The sequence below is a fragment of the Stappia sp. MMSF_3263 genome (assembly GCF_030733745.1).
Taxonomy (GTDB): domain Bacteria; phylum Pseudomonadota; class Alphaproteobacteria; order Rhizobiales; family Stappiaceae; genus Stappia.
The window spans coordinates 107096-124101 of the sequence record NZ_JASHIK010000001.1; the positions used below are offsets into that span (position 1 = coordinate 107096).

Sequence of the window (17006 nt, forward strand, 5' to 3'; positions counted from 1 at the left end):
GCATACACTGCCGGGCCCGTGGGGAATTTCAGGGAGTGTCGAGGCTCAGAAGGCGGGTTCGACGCTGTCGACATTCTCGCTGGTCACCACCGTCAGCGGGATCGGGCGGCGGGCCTCCACCTCCTTGCCGTCGAGGATTTCGGCGATTGTCTCGATCGCCAGCCTGCCGTCCTCGACAGGCGACTGCACGATGGTCGAGTGCATTTCGCCGGACTTGATCGAGGCGAAGGCGTCCTTCTGGCCGTTGATGCCGACGATGGGCGGGGTCGGCTTGCCGGGATTGGCTTCCTTCCAGGCATCGATGAAGCCACGCGCCATCGTGTCGTCATTGGCATAGACGCCGTCGATCTTGTCGCCGAAGCGGGTGATCAGGTCTCGGCTCACGACCAGCGCCTTCTGCTGGTCAAAATCGGCGTTGACCGTGTCCAGAACTTCGACCTTGCTGCCGATCTCGGCAAGCCGGTCGACGAAGCCGCCGACGCGGCCGATGGTCGTGCCGTTTCCGGCCTGCCCGGCGATGATGATGACGGAACCTTCGCCGCCGAGTGCGCCGTTCAGCGAGTCTGCAGCCATCTCGCCTTCCTCGTAGACGTCCGGGCCCGTGAACGACTTGATGAACTGGTTTGCCTGCGAGTCCATCGGCGAGTTGATCAGGATTGCGGGAATGCCGGCCTGCTGGGCGCGGGCAAGGCCCGGGATATAGGCCTGCGGGTCGAGCGGCCAGAGAATGATGCCGTCGACGCTGCGCGCAATGCAGGTGCCGAGCTGTTCGGTGCCGGTCTGCACGTCGAAATTCTGGCTGAGCGTGATCATCTCGATGCCCAGTTCTTTCGCGCGCGCTTCCAGTGCCTCGTTGGCCGGGGTCGCGTACGCGTGAGCGTCAGCGGCCGTGACGTAACAGACGGTTTTGGCCTGTGCCCAGCTGGCGGATGCCAGTAGCGCCAGCGTCCCGACAAGCAATCTACGTTTCCAATTGGCCATCGTCTCCTCCTTCGAATGGCTAGAAAGTCAGTGCGTGCCGCCTGTTGCGGCATGGCTGCGGGGGCCGGGCCGCACGGTGCGGTCCAGAACGACAAGCAGAATCAGGATGCAGCCGGCAACGACCTGCTGGACGTAGGCGGGCACCGACTGGAACTCCATCGCGGTGGTCAGCGAGGCTATGGTCAGCACGCCGCCCAGAGTGCCGAGCGCCGAGCCGCGCCCCCCTTCGATGCGGGTGCCTCCGACGACGACGGCCGCGATCACCGCGACAAGCAGCTCCGACCCGAAGACCGGTGAGCCGGTGTTGGTGGTCAGGCTTTGCAGGACCCCGGCGAGGCCGGCGAACAGGCCGGCGAAGATGAAGCCCAGGAACACGGTACGCCCGGGCGAGATGCCGCTTGCCTTCGCGGCTTCGGCATTCGAGCCGACGGCGAACAGGTTGCGCCCGGCGACGGTGCGGGTCAGCCACACATGCAGGAGCAGCACCGCGCCGATGAAGAGTGCGCTGCGCAATGTGAAAATGCCGAGGTGGATTTTCGACAGTGAGACCGACAGCATGATGTCGGTACCCGGCACCGGCTGGCTGTCCGTGAGCCAATGGGCGGCGGAGCGGAAGATCAGCATGGTGGCGAGGGTCGCCACCAGCGGGTTCACCTTGAAGGTGACGACGAGCAGGCCGTTGATGGCGCCGGCCGCCGCGCCCGCGATGAGGCCGGCCATCGCCGCCGGCCAGATGCCGAGGCTCGGCTGCAGCATCACCGCGACGATGCCGGCAAGGGCGAAGGTCGAGCCAACCGAAAGGTCGATCTGCCGGGCGATGAGCAGCACTGTCATGCCTATGGCGATGAGGCCGACCGTCGCGCCCCGGTCGAGACCGAGGCTCAACGTGGTTGCCCCCAGGAAACCCGGCACCAGCAGGGAGGCGCACAGCAGCGTCAGCCCGAGAATGACTGCGACGCGGAAGCGGACGATGGTTGCACCGAGGTTCATCATGCGCCTCCTCGGCGGCGAAGGGCGACGTCGAGCGCCACCGCGCCGGCAATCAGCAGGCCGAGCACCAGGCCCTGGACCGGCGTGCGCACCCCTTGCAGCACCATCACGTTGGTCAGCAACTGGACGAAGACGAGGCCGGCGACAGCGCGTGGCACGGAGCCCGCACCGCCCATGATGGAGACGCCGCCGACCACCACGGCGGTGATCGCGCTGAACTCGTATCCGGTGCCGACCAGCGGCCGGGCGCTTTGCAGGGTCAGGCCCAGCAGGGCACCGCTCAGGCCCGAGCAAAGCCCGGTGATGACGAAGGCCCCGGCCTTGACCGCCCGAACCGGGACGGCCGCCGCCTCTGCGGCCTTCGGGTTGCCGCCCGTGGCAAAGGTCCAGCGTCCCCACCATGAACGCGCCAGCAGGAAGTTGCCGGCTAGCGCCACGGCAAGAAAGATCAGCACGATCGTGGGGATGCCGAACAGCCGGCTCTTCACCAGCATCGCCGTCTCGGGATTGGTTCCGTAGACGATCACGCCGCCGACGGAAGCCTGGACGATGCCGAGCACGATTGTGCCGATGCCGAGCGTCGCGATGATCGGATTGATGCCGACATAGCCGACCAGCACGCCGCTCACGAGGCCGCACAGCCCGGCCAGCCCTATGGCCGCGACAAAGGCGGGAACAGGTCCGATCATCGGTTGCAGCGCCAGCGAGAGAATGGCGCCGCAGGCGATCGTCGCAGGCACGGACAGGTCGGCGAGCCCGCCCACCACCAACACGAAGGTCATGCCGACCACGACGATGCCGATGATCGCCATCGAGGTCATCACGTTGACCAGGTTGCCGGTTGTGAAGAAGACCGGGCTGACGGCGCTGCCATAGGCGATCACCGCCAGGATGGCGATGGAAAGCCCGGCGCGTGAGAGCAGGGCGGCCCACCTGCCATCCTTGCGGAAGCGCGTGCTGCCGGTTTCTTCGCTCAAGGCGGCCGATGCGTCCGTCATGCCGCCGCCTCTCCCGTGGCCAGCGCCATGATCCGCTCCTCGCTGAACTCCGCGCGCGCCACTGGCGGCGAAGCACGTCCATCGCGCATCACCACCACCCGGTCGCATACGCCAAGCACCTCCGGCAGTTCCGACGAGATCATCACGACCGCCATGCCCCCGGCGACGAGTTCGCCGATGATGCGATGGATTTCTGCCTTGGCGCCGACATCGACGCCGCGTGTGGGCTCGTCGAGGATCAGCACGGAAGGGCTCGTCGACAGCCAGCGCGCGATCACCGCTTTCTGCTGGTTGCCACCCGAAAGCTGCTCGATGCGGCGCTCGGGGTCGGGGGGGGCGATGGCGAAGTCGCGCGTGTACTTGGTCGCCAGCCGGCGGTCGGCGCTCATGCTGACGCGGCCCAGCCGCGACAGCCGTCGCAGCACCGGCAGGCTGATGTTTTCCCGAACGCTCATCGAGGGAATGATGCCGCTGTCCTTGCGGTCTTCGGGCACATAGGCAATGCCCGCTTTCACCGCCGCCGCCGGTGAGGTGATCGCGGCCGCCATGCCGTTGATCTCGATCCGGCCCTCGCTTGCCGGCGTGAGGCCGAAGATCGCCCGCGCCAGTTCCGTGCGGCCGGCGCCGACAAGGCCGGTCAGGCCGAGGATCTCGCCGGCGCGGACCTCGAAGCTGATGTCCTGGAAGTCGCGTCCGTCGCCAAGACCGACGACCTTCAGGACCGGAGTGCCGATCTCCGAGGGGGTTTTCGGAAAGACATTGGTGACTTCGCGCCCGACCATGAGGCGGATCATCTCCGCCGCGGTGATGCCGGCAGCCGGCCTTGTGTCGATCAGGCGCCCGTCACGCAGGACGGTTACGTCATCGGCTATTTCCAGAACTTCCTTGAGCCGGTGGCTGATATAGATGATCGCGATCCCGGCCGCCTTCATCGTCCGCAGGATGCGAAACAGCGCCGCGGTCTCGTGTTCACTGAGGCTGGAGGTCGGCTCGTCCAGTACGATGATGCGCGGCCCGGCCGAATAGGCCTTGGCGATCTCAACGAGCTGCTGCTGGCTGATCGACAACTCGCCCAGCCGCACCTTGGGGTCGATGGCGGCGCCGAGCTCTTCCAGAACGGCCTTCGTGTCGCGCAGCATCGCCGCGCGGTCGACGAAGCCCCGGCGTCGGGGCATCCGGCCGAGATAGACGTTCTCCGCGACGCTCAGGTCCGGCACCAGGTTCAGCTCCTGGTGCACCATCCGGATGCCGAGCTTCTGCGCGTCCGCCGGCTTGCGCATGCGTACCTCCGCACCGTCGACTTCCGTCGTGCCGGCGCTGGGCGGATAGGCGCCGCTCAGGATCTTCATCAAGGTGGATTTGCCGGCGCCGTTTTCGCCGACAATGGCGTGAACTCGGCCGTATTCCGCGCAAAGGCTGACGTCGGAGAGCGCCTTGACGCCCGGAAACGTCTTGCTGATGCCCCGCATGCGCAAGGCGCTGCCGGATGCGGCCATGTCCTCCCTCCCGGTTCCGTGCTCCGGCGCCGCCGGTCTGTCGCCGCTTCCGCCGGGTGGATGACTAATCTATTACACTAATATAATAATGAGTGCAAGACTTGACCCGCCCACTCTTGCAGCCGGCCCTAACCGGGCAGGCTGTAGAAGCGTGCGGCGTTCGCGCCGTAGACGCCCGCCCGTTCGTCGGCGGAGAGTTTTCCTTCCAGCACCGTGCACAGGGCGTTGAGAACCTCGGCGTAGCTGCCCGCCAGCAGGCAGACCGGCCAGTCGCTGCCGAACATCAGCCGCCCCGGGCCGAAGGCCGACAGCACATGGTCGACATAGGGTTCGAGGTCGGCCGGTCGCCAGGAAGCGTGGTCGGCCTCCGTGATCATCCCGGAGAGCTTGCAATGGACGTTCGGCAGGGCCGCGAGACGCGAAATCCCGGTGGCCCAGCCGTCGAACTCCCGCGCGGCGATTGCCGGCTTCGACAGGTGGTCGACGACGGCCCTGAGTTGCGGCACCGCTTCCAGCGCGCGCGTGACGTTGGCGAGGTGCCGGGGGAAGCTCAGCACGTCGAAAGCCACCCCGCGCTCGGCCATGCGGGCGAGATTGTCCCGCACGCGCGGCCGCAGGATATAAGCATCGTCGTCGAGGTCCTGCAGCATCGGACGCAGGCCGACGAATTTCGGCCGCGCCATCAGGCGGTCCAGCTTGCCGGCAAAACCGGCATCCTCCATGTCGAGCCAGCCGACCACCCCGGCGACGAAGCCGGCCCCGTCGGCAAGGTCGAGAAGGAAGTCCGTCTCGGCCTCGCTTTGCGCCGCCTGCACGACCACCGTCCTGTCGACGCCGGCCTTGCGTAGCAGCGGGGCGAGGTCTTCGGGCAGGTAGTCGCGGCGGAGCGGGAGACCCGTCTCCGCCGTCATCCAGTGATAGTCGCCGCGCGCCACCTGCCAGAAGTGGTGATGGGCGTCGACGACCGGGGCCGGTTTCTCGTCGGAGCTGGCGGACATGGGGCGACCTCAGGAGTCGGCGTGCACGGACTGCTTCTGGGAACCCAGCCCCTCGATCTCCAGTTCGACCACGTCGCCCGCCTTGAGGTAGCGCGGCGGCTTCATGCCCATGCCGACACCCGGCGGCGTGCCGGTGGAGATGATGTCGCCGGGCTGCAGCGACATGAACTGCGATAGGTAGGAAACGAGGAAGGAGACGCCGTAGACCATCGTCTTCGTCGAGCCGTTCTGCATCGTCTCGCCGTTGACGCTGAGCCGCATGGCAAGGTTCTGCGGGTCGGCGATCTCGTCGCGCGTCACCAGCCAGGGCCCGATGGGGCCGAACGTGTCGCAGCTCTTGCCCTTCGTCCACTGGCCCTGGCGCTCCGCCTGGAAGGCGCGCTCCGAAACGTCATGGGCGACGCAATAGCCGGCGACGTAATCGAGCGCGTCGGCCTCGCTCACATATTTCGCGGTCTTGCCGATGACGACGCCGAGCTCGACCTCCCAGTCGGTCTTGGTCGAGCCGCGCGGGATCAGAACGTCGTCATTGGGGCCGGTGATGGCCGAGGTCGCCTTCATGAAGACGACCGGCTCGCTCGGAACGGCCATGCCCGATTCCGCTGCGTGGTCGGCATAGTTGAGGCCGATGCAGATGAATTTGCCCGTGCCGCTGACGCAGGGCCCGAGCCGCGGATTGCCGGCAACGAGCGGCAGTGTTGTCGTGTCGAGCGTTGCGAGCCTTGCCAGCGCGTCGGGGTGGAGATGCGCGCCGCCAATGTCGCCGATCACGCCGGAAAGATCGCGGATCTTGCCGTCCGCATCGAGGATGCCGGGCTTTTCATTGCCTGCTTCGCCATGGCGCAGAAGCTTCATGTCATGTCTCCGGAAAAGTTGGAAAGATCGGATAGGGGGGGAGGGATCAGTAGGTGGCGCGTCCGCCCGACAGGTCGAAGACGGCGCCGGTGGTGAAGCTGTTCTCCTTCGACACCAGCCAGGCGACCATGTTGGCGGCCTCGTCCACCTCCAGGAAGCGTCCGCGCGGGATCTTCGACAGCATGTAGTCGATATGCTCCTGGCTCATCTGGTCGAAGATCGGCGTGCGGGCGGCGGCCGGCGTCACGCAATTGACAGCGATGTCCTGGCCGGCAAGTTCCTTGCCCAGCGACTTGGTTAGGCCGATCACCGCCGCCTTGGAGGCGGAGTAGGCGGAGGCGTTGGGGTTGCCTTCCTTGCCGGCGATCGAGGCGACATTGACGATGCGGCCGTAGCCCTGCGCCTTCATCGAGGGGACGACGGCACGGTTGACGTGAAAGGTGCCGTTCAGGTTGATGTCGACGACCCGCCGCCAGTCCTCCAGCGGGTAGTCCTCCAAACGGTGGTTGGGACCCGCGATGCCGGCCGAATTGACGAGGATGGACACCGGGCCGAGGCGCTGCTCGGTCTCGCGATGCGCTGCGACCACGGCCTCCGCGTCCGTGATGTCGACGACCACGCTTTCAACGCTGCTGCCCAGCTCCCGGCGGGCGGCAGCAAGGCGCTCGGCGTTCATGTCCCACAGGGCGACTTTGGCGCCGGACGCCAGGATGCGGCGGGCGAAGGCCAGTCCGAGCCCTTGCGCGCCGCCCGTGATGACAGCCGACTGGCCGCCCAGATCAATCGTGTTCACCTTGGAAGTTCCTCCTGTTGCAAGGGCCGGGCCGCCGTCCGTCGCCGCCCTGCGGCCCGTCCGCATTGCGGATTGTTCTTTTATGTTACACTAGTATAATAATAGAGTGAACAAGGATGACGCCCGCGATTTGATTGACGCATGCTATTTTTCGCGACAATCCGAGGTCAATCGGTCAAGACGGCCGCGGACAAATTGGGGTTTGGAACATGGCTGCGAAAATGCGGGAAGAGGCGGACAAGCTCAAGCTCTCGGGGTTCCTGGACGGCGTGACGCTCAACCGCACCATCCCCCTGCGCGACCAGGTCTATGCCCTTGTGCGCAAGGCGATCGTCATCGGCAAGCTGGAACCGGGCGCTCCGATCAACGAGATCGAGATCGCCAACAAGCTCGGCATTTCGCGCACGCCCGTGCGCGAGGCGGTGAAGAAAGTCAGCGACGAGGGGTTGATCGAGGTTTTTGCCCAGCATGGCACATTCGTCTCCGCGATCAGTCGCAAGCAGGTCGAGGAGGCCTACATCATTCGCATCGCGCTGGAGTTGGAGAGCATCAAGCGGGCGGCGCTGGTCATCGAACCGTCCCAGATCCACGATCTCGAGGACATTATCCACGCCCAGGAAGTTGCGGTAAAACGTGAGCGCTACGACGAGGCGATCGCGCGTGATGACGACCTGCATCGCTATATCGCCGAGGTGAACGGCCTCACCATGCTGTGGAAGGCGGTCGACGTCTCCAAGGCCCAGATGGATCGCTGCCGGTTGCGCACCATTCCCTCGCCGGGGGCCGCCCAGGAAACCATTGCCCAGCATCGCGCCATCCTGGCGGCACTGGAAAAACGGGACCAGGAGGGCGCCATGACCGCCTTGCGCGAGCATCTGGAGACCTCGCTGCGCAATACGCTGGCCTATCTCGACACAGATCCCGACAGCCGCGCTGTGCCGTCAGCCTGATCCGGACAAGAAGAGAGAGGCAGCCCGTGAAGGTATCGGACCGCAGGACGTTGAAAAGGGCCGGTCTGGAGGTGACCGCACTCGGTCTGGGATGCGCCGCCTTTGGCGGCCTTTACAGATCGGCAGGGGCGCCGCAGGCGCTCGCAACCCTCGCTGCTGCCTGGCAGGCGGGCATCCGTCATTTCGATGTGGCCCCCATGTACGGGCTCGGCCGGGCCGAGCATCTTCTCGGCCATTTCCTGCGTGAGGAGGCGGGCGACAGCGGCGATGCCGTGGTCAGCACCAAGGCGGGACGGCTGATGGCGCGCGCCCGTCCCGGCCGTGATTTGCCGCCGCCGGCACCGGCTAATCCCTTGGATTCCGGTTGGTGCAACGGCCTGCGCTTCCAGGAGGTTTTCGACTACGGCTATGACGGCATCATGCGCAGCTTCGACGACAGCCAGCAGCGGATGGGCCGGCCGGAGATCGACCTTCTCTTCGTGCATGACATCGGCCGCCTCACCCATGGCGAGCGGCATGAAGGCCACTGGACCGCGCTTGTGTCGGGCGGCGGCTTCAGGGCGCTTTCGGAACTGCGCTCGGCCGGGCTGATCAAGGGTTTCGGGCTTGGCGTCAACGAGGCGGAGGTGATCGATGCGGCCATGAACGAGGCCGATCTCGACTGCTGCCTGCTGGCCGGGCGCTACACGCTGCTCGACCGCAGCGGGGCGGCGCTTCTCGACAGGGCGAAGGCGCGCGATGTCGCGGTCGTCATGGGCGGTGTCTACAATTCGGGAATTCTGGCGTCGGCAACCGGCGGCGACCGCAAGTTCAACTATGCCGACGCCCCGCCCGAAATCCTGCGCAAGGCCGACAGGCTGGCCGGGATCTGCGCCCGCTTCGAGGTTTCGCTCGGCGCGGCGGCGATCCGCTTTCCTCTTCGCAACGCCGCCGTTGCCTCCGTCCTCGTGGGTGCGCGAAGCCCGCAGGACGTCACGGCCAGCATCGACTGGTTCGAGCGCGACATTCCCGATGAACTCTGGAGCGCCCTCGAGGCGGTGGAATAGCCGGCGCGGAGGAAGCCAGGGCCCCCCGGAACCGGTCGGGCCGCGTTTCGCGAAAGGGCGGGACTACATCGTCGCGCCGACCTGCCAGGGCACGAATTCGCTGTCGCCATAGCCAAGCGCTTCCGACTTGGTCCGCTCCCCGGATGCGACGGCGAGGACCCGTTGCAGGATCTCCTCGCCCTTGTCGGCGAGCGTGACGCCGTCGAGGATGTCACCGCAATTGATGTCCATGTCCTCGTTCATCTGCCCGTAGATATAGGAGTTCGAGGCAAGCTTGATCGAGGGGGTCGGCTTGCAGCCGAAGGCCGAGCCGCGCCCGGTGGTGAAGCACAGGATGTTGGCGCCGCCGGCGACCTGGCCGGTGGCCGAGACCGGGTCGTAGCCGGGCGTGTCCATGAAGACCAGACCCTTGGTATCGACCGCCTCGGCATAGTCGAAGACGCCGGTCAGGTTGGTCGAACCGCCCTTGGCCGCCGCACCCAGCGATTTTTCAAGGATGGTGGTCAGCCCGCCCGCCTTGTTGCCCGGAGACGGGTTGTTGTTCATCTCCATGTTGTGGCGGGCGGTGTATTCTTCCCACCAGCGGATCCGTCCGGCCAGCTTCTCGCCGATGGCGGCCTGTTCGGCGCGGCGCATCAGGAGGTGCTCGGCGCCGTAGATTTCCGGCGTCTCGGAGAGGATCGCCGTGCCGCCTTCCGCGACCAGAAGGTCGACCGCCATGCCAAGCGCCGGGTTGGCGGTGATGCCCGAATAGCCGTCAGAACCGCCGCATTGCAGCGCCAGCATCAGTTCCGAGGCGGGAGCCTTGCTGCGCGTCGCGGCATTGGCAATGGGCAGCATCTCCAGCACCGCCTTGACCCCGGCCTCGACGGTCTTGCGCGTGCCGCCGACCTCCTGGATCGTCAGCGTGCGGAAGGCGCTGTCTTCCTTGATGCCGTAAGAATTCATCCAGCGCGGGATCTGGAACGCCTCGCAGCCGAGGCCGACCATCAGGACACCGCCGATATTGGGGTTGGTGGCAAAGCCCCACTGGGTGCGCTTGAGAAGTTCGTAGGCCTCGCCATCGACGTCGAGCCCGCAGCCGGTGCCATGCACCAGCGAGATCACTCCGTCGACATTGGGATAGTCGTCGAGCACGCCGGAACGGGTGACCTCGTCTGCGATGAAGCGCGAAGCGCTCGCCGAGCAGTTCACCGAGGTCAGGATGGCGATGTAGTTGCGGGTGCCGTACCTGCCGCTGGCGCGCTTGAAGCCCTGGAAGCTGCGCCGCTTTTCCGCGGGGACATAGGTGGTCGGTCGGGCATCGCGCCCGAAATCGTAGTCCCGGTCGAAGGCGTGCAGGTAGACATTGTGCTCGTGAACCCAGTCGCCCGGTGCGATGGCGTCCCGGGCGAAGCCGATCACCTGCCCGTATTTGACGATGGCCGCGTCCTTGCCGATCGGCTCGATGGCCATCTTGTGGCCGCGCGGCACGCGTTGCGCGGCGCTGATCCCGCCCGCTGTCTCGCCGGGGCTGATGGCCTCGATCGCCACGACGATGTTGTCGGCATCGGTAAGTCTGAGAGCGCGGGTCATTGTGCCGTCGATGTTTTCGGGGTGAGCAGGGTCAGGTTGCGAAGCCATGCTGAACTGTATATGAATACTAATATAATAATAGAAAGTGTCAAGGTGAAAGCCTTCGTCATTCCGTTTGTTTCCTTGACGTTTTCCTGAGCGAGGAGGGTGTTGATGACCAGGATGGGCATGTGCATAGGCCTGAAGCCGGGCGTGGTGGCGAGGTACCGCGAACTTCACGCTGCTGTCTGGCCGCAGGTGCTGGCCGCGATTTCGGCCGCCAATATCCGCAACTATTCGATCTTCCTGAAGGAGCCGGAGAACCTGCTTTTCGCCTATTGGGAATATGTCGGCGAGGATTTCGCTCAGGACATGGAACAGATGAAGCTCGATCCCGCGATGCGTGAATGGTGGGAGATCTGCGATCCGCTGCAGCAGCCGCTTGAAACCCGCGCTGAGGGTGAATGGTGGGCGGCGATGGAGCCGGTGTTTTATCATCCCTGAATGCGAGTGCCTGAAGGAGTTGCCTGAAGAACGGCGCCGCGCGGCCCCGGCAGGTGGTGTGCCGGGGCCGCGCGCGCTGGGACATGCGCCGGGATCGCACGTGCCTCAGCGGTAGAGCAGGGTCGGCAGCCACATCGTCACGGCCGGCACGAACGTCACCAGCACGAGCACCAGGAACAGCGGCACCAGGAACGGCAGCGTCGCCGAGACGCAGCGTTCGAAGGGCAGCTTGGCGACCCGCGACAGGACGTAGAGCACCATCCCGATCGGCGGCGTCAGCAGCCCGATCATCAGGTTCAGCACGACGATGACGCCGAAATGCACCGGGTCGATGTTCATCTTCAGCGCGATCGGCAGCAGCACCGGCACCAGGATCGTGATCGCCGCGACAGTCTCCATGAAGCAACCGACGATCAGCAAGATCAGGTTGATCAGCAGCAGCACGATGATCGGGTTGTCGGAGATCGTCAGGATAAGCGCCGCGAAATGCTCGGGCGCCCGCTGCGAAGTGAGGATCCATGCGAACACCGATGCAGCGCCGACAATGAACAGCACCACGGCGGTCGTCTCGATCGTGTCGAACGACACCCTGAGGAAGCGCCGCAGCGATAGCGTCCGGTAGACGAAGAGCCCCAGCACGAGCGCCCAGGCGCAGGCGGCGATGGCCGCTTCCGTGGGCGTGAAGGCACCCGACAGGATGCCGCCGACGATGATCACCGGCGTCATCAGCGACAGCGCCGCGCGCGACAGCGAGGTGCCGAGCACCGAGAAGCTGAATGCCTGATCGCGCGGGTAGCCGCGCCGCCGCGCATAGATCGCGATCATGATCATCAGCGCCACGGCCATGATCAGGCCGGGGATGAAGCCGGCCGCGAACAACTGCCCGATCGACGCGCCGGCGACGACGCCGTAGATCACCATCGGCAGCGATGGCGGGATGATCGGCCCTATGGTCGAGGAGGCGGCGGTGACGCCAACGGCGAAGCCCGGGTCGTAATTGGCGTCTCGCATCGCCTTGATCTCGATGGCGCCCAGTCCCCCGGCATCGGCGACGGCGGCGCCCGACATGCCGGCGAAGATCACCGAGGCCCCCACATTGACGTGGCCGAGACCGCCTCGCATCCAACCGACCAGAGCCTTGGCGAAGTCGAAGATCCTGGCCGTGATGCCGGCGGTGTTCATCAGGTTGCCGGCGAGAATGAAGAAGGGAACCGCCAGCAGCGGAAAGGAGTCCACGCCGTTGATCATGCGGTGGATGACGATGACGTCGGGCACCCGGCCGTCGAGCAGGATGAAGACGGCCGACGAGCCGGCCAGCGCGATGGCGACGGGAGCGCCCATGGCGATAAGCAGGAACAGCAGCACGAAGAGCAGCGCGAGCAGCATGCGGGGCCTCTCAGAGATTGGGGCCGGGAACGGCGGCCTCGTCGGGATCGACGAGGCGGCTTGTGCCGGAACGCCAGTGGCGCGCGAGCACTTGCAGCGCGTAGAGGGACATCGCGGCGAAGCAGGCTGCGACGATCCAGTAGACGGAGGATTTCGGCACGTCGATCGAGACCATCATCTGCTGGGTGTTGCCGGCGAGTTGGACGCACAGCCAGCCGGCGACGACGTAGAAGACGAGGCAGATGACATCGACCGTGATCTGCAGCGCGAAGCGGGCGCTCCGGCTGAGATAGCGGTAGCAGAACTCGACGGCGATATGGCTTTCCTTGCGCACCGCCATGAACGATCCGAGGAACGTTACGCCGATCAGCAGGAAGCGCGCGATCTCCTCCGTCCAACCGAGCGAATCGTTGAGGACGTAGCGCGTGAAGAACTGCAGGAAGACGACGAAGGCGAGGATCCAGAAGACGGAAAGGACGATGCCGTCACCCCAGGAGATATCGGAAAGGTCTTCGGATGCGGCGTCGATGTCGCCGTCCGGCTGCTGCTTGGTGTCCATGAGTGACTCCTCCCATGCCGCCGCGCGATTGCCCGGTGGGGCGGCCGCGCGGCGGTCCGGCTTTAAGCGGATGCGGACGGGGTAAGGCCTACTTGATGGCCTGGAGCTTGTCGTACGTGGCCTGGTCCCACGTGGCGTCGTCACCGTTGTGCAGCTTCATCGTCGCCTCGCGGAACGGCCCGCGATCCACTTCGCGCACATCGACGCCCTGGTCCTTGAACCACTGCACCAGGCTCTTTTCCTTGTCGATGATCTGCTGCGTGGCGCAGTCGGCCGCCTCGTCGAGGACCGTGCCGAGCGCGGCCCGGTCGGCCTCGTCCATCTGCTGCCAGGTCGGGTCGCCGACGATGGTCAGCAGCGCGTCGGTGATGTGGCCGGTCAGGTTGATGTGCTTCTGCACCTCGTAGAACTTCTTCGCCTGGATGGTGGGAAGCGGGTTCTCCTGCGCGTCGACCGTGCCCTGCTGCAGGGCGAGATAGACCTCGGCGAAGGCGATCGGCGTCGGGTTGGCGCCTACCGCGCGCGGGAACATCATGTAGAGCGGGGCGTTCGGCACCCGGATCTTCAGCCCGGACATGTTCTCCGGCTTGTCGACCGGCACGTTGGAGGTGACATGGCGTTCGCCGTAATAGGTCACCGACGTGATGTGGTTCTTGGTGGCGTCCTGGTAGCCCTTGGACAGCTCCTCGAACAGCTCCGAGTTGCGGTACTTGTCCCAGTGCTCGTAGTCGCGGAACATGAACGGCGCGCCGCCGATGGCAATCGGGCCGAAGGCGCGGCCGGCGAACAGCTGGCCGGTATAGATGATGTCGACGGTGCCCAGGCTCAGGCCTTCGTTGATGTCGACCTCCTTGCCCAGCGACGAGGCCGGAAAGACTTCGATCGAGTAGCGGCCGTCCGTTGCCGCCTTCAGCTTGTCCGAAGAGGCCACGGCACAGGTGTGGTACGGCTCGGTCGACTCGTAGACATGGGCCCATTTCAGGGCCGTCTCGGCCATCGCGGCCGATCCCGAGAAGGCGAGCAGCGCGACGGTTCCGATGAGCGATTGCTTGAGGTTCTTCACTAGGTTTTCCTCCCTTTCTGACGAGATCCGGACCGATGCGTTGCCGCATTGCAGTGACGGCCTCCCGGCGCAAATCGCGCCTCCGTCACAACTTTTCGGTTCCCAAACCCATGCCTGTATACTAACATATTAGTATGAATTCAATGCCGAATTCCACCATCCTGACACGGGCGCCGCAAACGCGGGCCTCGCGCACCAATGTCGGTGAGCTGATCGCCAATGCGTTGCGGCGCGAGATCGTCGCCTTGCGGCTGCGGCCTGGCGAGACGCTCGACAAGGGGGAATTGGCGCTGCGTTTCGGTGTGTCGCGCTACCCGATTTCCGAGGCCCTCAACCAGCTTCGTAGCGAGGGGCTGGTCGACATCCGCCCTCAGAGTGGATCCTGCGTTTCCCATATCCGCTTGGCGGACATGGAGGAGGACCTGCTCATGCGCCGGGCGCTGGAAGCGGAGATCGTCGCGCGGCTGGCGGTGCGAAAGGATGCTGGTCTCCTCGATGACCTGCACCGCAACCTGCGCTACCAGCGGACCGCCATCGAGGCGGATGACAGCGACGGATTCCACGAGCTCGACCTTGCCTTCCATGACGCGCTTGCCACCGCGCTGTCCTATCCGCGGTTGCGCGGTACGGTGGAGAAGCTGCGTCTGTCGCTCGACCGGGCGCGCCGGGTGGTCGGCTCGACACGGCGCCTGACGGCGACGCTGCGCGAGCACGAGGCGATCGTCGCCGGGCTGGAATGCGGCGATCCGGACATCGCCCGGCATGCAATGACCGCGCATATCGATACGGTCACCGGAGAACTGCGCGACTACGCTGCGCGCCATCGCGAGATATTTGCCAACGGCTAGAAAGCCTGACGTGCCCCACGCGGAGCGCCGGCACGACAACACGGGAGGAACGGGACTTGAGTGGAAATCTGAACGGCAAGACGGTGCTGGTGACGGCAGCGGCGCAGGGAATCGGGCGCGCCAGCGCATTGGCCTTCGCGGCCGCCGGCGCAAAGGTGCTCGCCACCGACGTCAACACGGAGCGGCTGGCGGAGCTGCAGGCAACGTCCGGCATCGAAACCTGCCGGCTTGACGTGCTCGACGACAAGGACGTTGCCGCGGTCGTCGCCGCGCGCGGACCGTTCGACGTGCTGTTCAATTGCGCGGGCTTCGTCCATGCCGGCTCGATCCTGGAGATGCCCGATGCGGATCTCGATTTCGCGCTGGACCTCAACGTGCGCTCGATGGTGCGCACCATCCGGGCCGTCCTGCCGGGCATGCTGGAGCGCGGCGACGGCGCCATCATCAACATGGCCTCGGTCGCCAGCAGCATGAAGGGCGTGCCCAACCGCTGCGCCTACACGCTGACAAAGGCGGCGGTGATCGGCCTGACGAAGTCCGTCGCCGCCGATTATGTCGGCCAGGGCATTCGCTGCAACGCCATCTGTCCCGGCACGGTGGAAAGCCCTTCGCTTGCCGACCGAATGCGTGCGCTCGGTGGCGATCTGGAAGCGGCGCGCGCGGCCTTCATCGCTCGCCAGCCGATCGGCCGACTCGGGACGCCGGAAGAAATCGCCGACCTTGCCGTACACCTTGCCGGGGCCACCTACACCACCGGCCAAGCGTATGCCATCGACGGGGGCTGGGCGATGTAACCGGACCACCTGCTGTCGCAGCGCTTCGTTCCCGGCGGCAAGGTTGCGACGACCCGTCGCTCCCTTCCCGGTTGCGGACGCGTCGTGCCGCGCGCATTCTGCATCCCTCAAAGGGCAGGGAGAGACGGGTGCGGGTCGTCAACATCCACGAGCGGATCTATGCGGCGGAACCGGACGCGCTGGGCGCGCTGCTCGACACGCTGTCGTCCCGCGCCGACCGGCTCTGGCCGGTTGGTGCCTGGCCGAAAATGGCCTTCGACCGTCCCTTGCAGGTTGGCGCGATCGGTGGTCACGGTCCGATCGGCTACCGGGTCGAGTCCTGGCAGCCGGGCCGTTCTGTCTGGTTCGCCTTCCTGCGCCCCGCCGGCTTTGCCGGCGGCCACGGGCTCGAGATCGAGGCGCTCGGCTGTGGCCGGAGCCTGCTGCGTCACAGGCTGGAAATGACGGTCTCGGGGGCAGCGCGCCTGTCCTGGCCGCTCGCCTTCCGTCCCTTGCACGACGCGCTGGTCGAGGATGCGCTGACCCGCGCCGAAGTCGAGCTGAGCCTGCCGCCAACGGCCCGCCGCTGGTCGCTCAGGGTCCGTGTCCTGCGCTGGTTTCTGTCCGGCGGCCGCGCCCGGCCGCAGGCGCCGGCCGGCTGACGCCCGCCTGCTCTACTTGGCGCGAGAGACGTGCATCATGTCGGCGCTGATCAACCAACCGTCGTCCTGTCGTTTGAAATAGACCAGCGAGCGCCCGTTCAGCCGGGTTTGCGTGCCGCCCTGTCCGTCGATCTGTGCCGACCATTCCCAGTAGGTGGCGGCCCGGTCGCCGCCCGTCTCGGTCTGCACCTTGGTGAAGACGATGCGGTTGCGGCCAAGCGAGAAGTTCCGCTGGAAGACGGCCCGGATGGCGTCGCGGCCGGCAATCGGCGCGCTCCCGGGAGCGATGAACAGCGCCTTCGGGTCATACATGGCGGCAATCGCGTCGGCATCGCCGGCAGCCGTTGCCGCGACGAACCGCTGCACCGCGTCGGCAGGCGTTGCCAGCCCTTCGGCCGTCGCCGGACCTGCCCCGGAAAACACGCCCGCCAGCGCCGCGAGGGCTGCTGCCCGGGCCGCTCGCCGCAACCTTGCCGCGACCGACGTGCCGGGGACGATGCCGTCCGGGTTCACGGATACTGCGCTGCCTGGCATGTTGTTCTCCTCACTC

The 17006-nt window shown here is 66.0% G+C and carries 18 protein-coding genes; 6 read left to right on the plus strand and 12 right to left on the minus strand.

The features are described 5' to 3' along the window. Positions 1-45: 45 nt before the first annotated feature. The 7 genes from RBB46_RS00520 to RBB46_RS00550 form a co-directional block, all read right to left on the minus strand. Complete coding sequence (locus tag RBB46_RS00520) at positions 46-981, minus strand: sugar ABC transporter substrate-binding protein (protein WP_306026875.1); 936 nt, start codon at positions 979-981, stop codon at positions 46-48. 27 nt (positions 982-1008) lie between these two features. Continuing rightward, on the minus strand, positions 1009-1971 hold the full coding sequence (locus tag RBB46_RS00525; RefSeq protein ID WP_306026876.1) for an ABC transporter permease: 963 nt from the start codon (positions 1969-1971) through the stop codon (positions 1009-1011). After that, positions 1971-2969 carry an ABC transporter permease gene (locus RBB46_RS00530; protein WP_306026877.1) on the minus strand — a complete coding sequence of 333 codons (999 nt, stop codon included), beginning with the start codon at positions 2967-2969 and terminating at the stop codon, positions 1971-1973. Before RBB46_RS00530 ends, RBB46_RS00525 begins: the two co-directional genes overlap by 1 nt. Further along, the gene (locus RBB46_RS00535; RefSeq protein ID WP_306026878.1) at positions 2966-4465 is read right to left on the minus strand and encodes a sugar ABC transporter ATP-binding protein; all 1500 of its coding nucleotides are present in this window, start codon (positions 4463-4465) and stop codon (positions 2966-2968) included. Before RBB46_RS00535 ends, RBB46_RS00530 begins: the two co-directional genes overlap by 4 nt. A gap of 128 nt (positions 4466-4593) precedes the next feature. Continuing rightward, positions 4594-5463 carry an amidohydrolase gene (locus tag RBB46_RS00540; RefSeq protein WP_306026879.1) on the minus strand — a complete coding sequence of 290 codons (870 nt, stop codon included), beginning with the start codon at positions 5461-5463 and terminating at the stop codon, positions 4594-4596. Between the two features lie 9 nt (positions 5464-5472). After that, positions 5473-6318, minus strand: coding sequence for a fumarylacetoacetate hydrolase family protein (locus RBB46_RS00545; protein ID WP_306026880.1), 846 nt, complete (start codon positions 6316-6318; stop codon positions 5473-5475). Positions 6319-6364: 46 nt separating this feature from the next. Continuing rightward, on the minus strand, positions 6365-7111 hold the full coding sequence (locus tag RBB46_RS00550; protein WP_306026882.1) for an SDR family NAD(P)-dependent oxidoreductase: 747 nt from the start codon (positions 7109-7111) through the stop codon (positions 6365-6367). A gap of 209 nt (positions 7112-7320) precedes the next feature. Here RBB46_RS00550 and RBB46_RS00555 point away from each other — a divergent pair, with 209 nt between their 5' ends. Next, positions 7321-8061 carry a GntR family transcriptional regulator gene (locus tag RBB46_RS00555; protein WP_306026883.1) on the plus strand — a complete coding sequence of 247 codons (741 nt, stop codon included), beginning with the start codon at positions 7321-7323 and terminating at the stop codon, positions 8059-8061. A 26-nt stretch (positions 8062-8087) separates the two neighbouring features. Then, complete coding sequence (locus tag RBB46_RS00560; RefSeq protein ID WP_306026884.1) at positions 8088-9107, plus strand: aldo/keto reductase; 1020 nt, start codon at positions 8088-8090, stop codon at positions 9105-9107. A 63-nt stretch (positions 9108-9170) separates the two neighbouring features. On the opposite strand, the gene RBB46_RS00565 is transcribed toward RBB46_RS00560, so the two are convergent. After that, positions 9171-10682 carry a UxaA family hydrolase gene (locus RBB46_RS00565; protein ID WP_306026885.1) on the minus strand — a complete coding sequence of 504 codons (1512 nt, stop codon included), beginning with the start codon at positions 10680-10682 and terminating at the stop codon, positions 9171-9173. 153 nt (positions 10683-10835) lie between these two features. On the opposite strand from RBB46_RS00565, the gene RBB46_RS00570 reads away from it, so the two are divergent. Beyond that, positions 10836-11165, plus strand: coding sequence for an L-rhamnose mutarotase (locus RBB46_RS00570; RefSeq protein ID WP_306026886.1), 330 nt, complete (start codon positions 10836-10838; stop codon positions 11163-11165). A 105-nt stretch (positions 11166-11270) separates the two neighbouring features. Here RBB46_RS00570 and RBB46_RS00575 read toward each other — a convergent pair whose 3' ends face one another. From RBB46_RS00575 to RBB46_RS00585, 3 genes are all read right to left on the minus strand, one after another. After that, complete coding sequence (locus tag RBB46_RS00575) at positions 11271-12551, minus strand: TRAP transporter large permease (RefSeq protein ID WP_306026887.1); 1281 nt, start codon at positions 12549-12551, stop codon at positions 11271-11273. Between the two features lie 10 nt (positions 12552-12561). Beyond that, positions 12562-13110, minus strand: a complete 549-nt coding sequence (locus RBB46_RS00580; RefSeq protein ID WP_306026888.1) for a TRAP transporter small permease — start codon at positions 13108-13110, stop codon at positions 12562-12564. Between the two features lie 88 nt (positions 13111-13198). Then, positions 13199-14173 carry a sialic acid TRAP transporter substrate-binding protein SiaP gene (locus RBB46_RS00585; RefSeq protein WP_306026889.1) on the minus strand — a complete coding sequence of 325 codons (975 nt, stop codon included), beginning with the start codon at positions 14171-14173 and terminating at the stop codon, positions 13199-13201. 143 nt (positions 14174-14316) lie between these two features. Between RBB46_RS00585 and RBB46_RS00590 the strand changes: the two genes are divergently transcribed. From RBB46_RS00590 to RBB46_RS00600, 3 genes are all read left to right on the plus strand, one after another. Further along, positions 14317-15021 carry a GntR family transcriptional regulator gene (locus RBB46_RS00590; RefSeq protein WP_306026890.1) on the plus strand — a complete coding sequence of 235 codons (705 nt, stop codon included), beginning with the start codon at positions 14317-14319 and terminating at the stop codon, positions 15019-15021. Positions 15022-15077: 56 nt separating this feature from the next. Beyond that, positions 15078-15815: an SDR family oxidoreductase gene (locus RBB46_RS00595; protein ID WP_306026891.1), complete on the plus strand. Its 738-nt coding sequence runs from the start codon at positions 15078-15080 to the stop codon at positions 15813-15815. Between the two features lie 128 nt (positions 15816-15943). Continuing rightward, positions 15944-16456: a hypothetical protein gene (locus RBB46_RS00600; protein WP_306026892.1), complete on the plus strand. Its 513-nt coding sequence runs from the start codon at positions 15944-15946 to the stop codon at positions 16454-16456. Between the two features lie 12 nt (positions 16457-16468). On the opposite strand, the gene RBB46_RS00605 is transcribed toward RBB46_RS00600, so the two are convergent. Beyond that, positions 16469-16990 (minus strand): SgcJ/EcaC family oxidoreductase, encoded by a 522-nt coding sequence (locus RBB46_RS00605; protein WP_306026893.1) that lies wholly within the window; start codon positions 16988-16990, stop codon positions 16469-16471. Positions 16991-17006: the final 16 nt, after the last annotated feature.

Excerpts from the sequence above, each read along its gene's own strand:
- RBB46_RS00555 (WP_306026883.1), top strand. The coding sequence starts at position 7,321 with ATGGCTGCGAAAATGCGGGAAGAGGCGGACAAGCTCAAGCTCTCGGGG.
- RBB46_RS00530 (WP_306026877.1), bottom strand. The coding sequence starts at position 2,969 with ATGACGGACGCATCGGCCGCCTTGAGCGAAGAAACCGGCAGCACGCGC.
- RBB46_RS00565 (WP_306026885.1), bottom strand. The coding sequence starts at position 10,682 with ATGACCCGCGCTCTCAGACTTACCGATGCCGACAACATCGTCGTGGCG.
- RBB46_RS00545 (WP_306026880.1), bottom strand. The coding sequence starts at position 6,318 with ATGAAGCTTCTGCGCCATGGCGAAGCAGGCAATGAAAAGCCCGGCATC.
- RBB46_RS00525 (WP_306026876.1), bottom strand. The coding sequence starts at position 1,971 with ATGAACCTCGGTGCAACCATCGTCCGCTTCCGCGTCGCAGTCATTCTC.
- RBB46_RS00520 (WP_306026875.1), bottom strand. The coding sequence starts at position 981 with ATGGCCAATTGGAAACGTAGATTGCTTGTCGGGACGCTGGCGCTACTG.
- RBB46_RS00575 (WP_306026887.1), bottom strand. The coding sequence starts at position 12,551 with ATGCTGCTCGCGCTGCTCTTCGTGCTGCTGTTCCTGCTTATCGCCATG.
- RBB46_RS00605 (WP_306026893.1), bottom strand. The coding sequence starts at position 16,990 with ATGCCAGGCAGCGCAGTATCCGTGAACCCGGACGGCATCGTCCCCGGC.
- RBB46_RS00540 (WP_306026879.1), bottom strand. The coding sequence starts at position 5,463 with ATGTCCGCCAGCTCCGACGAGAAACCGGCCCCGGTCGTCGACGCCCAT.
- RBB46_RS00590 (WP_306026890.1), top strand. The coding sequence starts at position 14,317 with ATGCCGAATTCCACCATCCTGACACGGGCGCCGCAAACGCGGGCCTCG.
- RBB46_RS00535 (WP_306026878.1), bottom strand. The coding sequence starts at position 4,465 with ATGGCCGCATCCGGCAGCGCCTTGCGCATGCGGGGCATCAGCAAGACG.
- RBB46_RS00570 (WP_306026886.1), top strand. The coding sequence starts at position 10,836 with ATGACCAGGATGGGCATGTGCATAGGCCTGAAGCCGGGCGTGGTGGCG.
- RBB46_RS00580 (WP_306026888.1), bottom strand. The coding sequence starts at position 13,110 with ATGGACACCAAGCAGCAGCCGGACGGCGACATCGACGCCGCATCCGAA.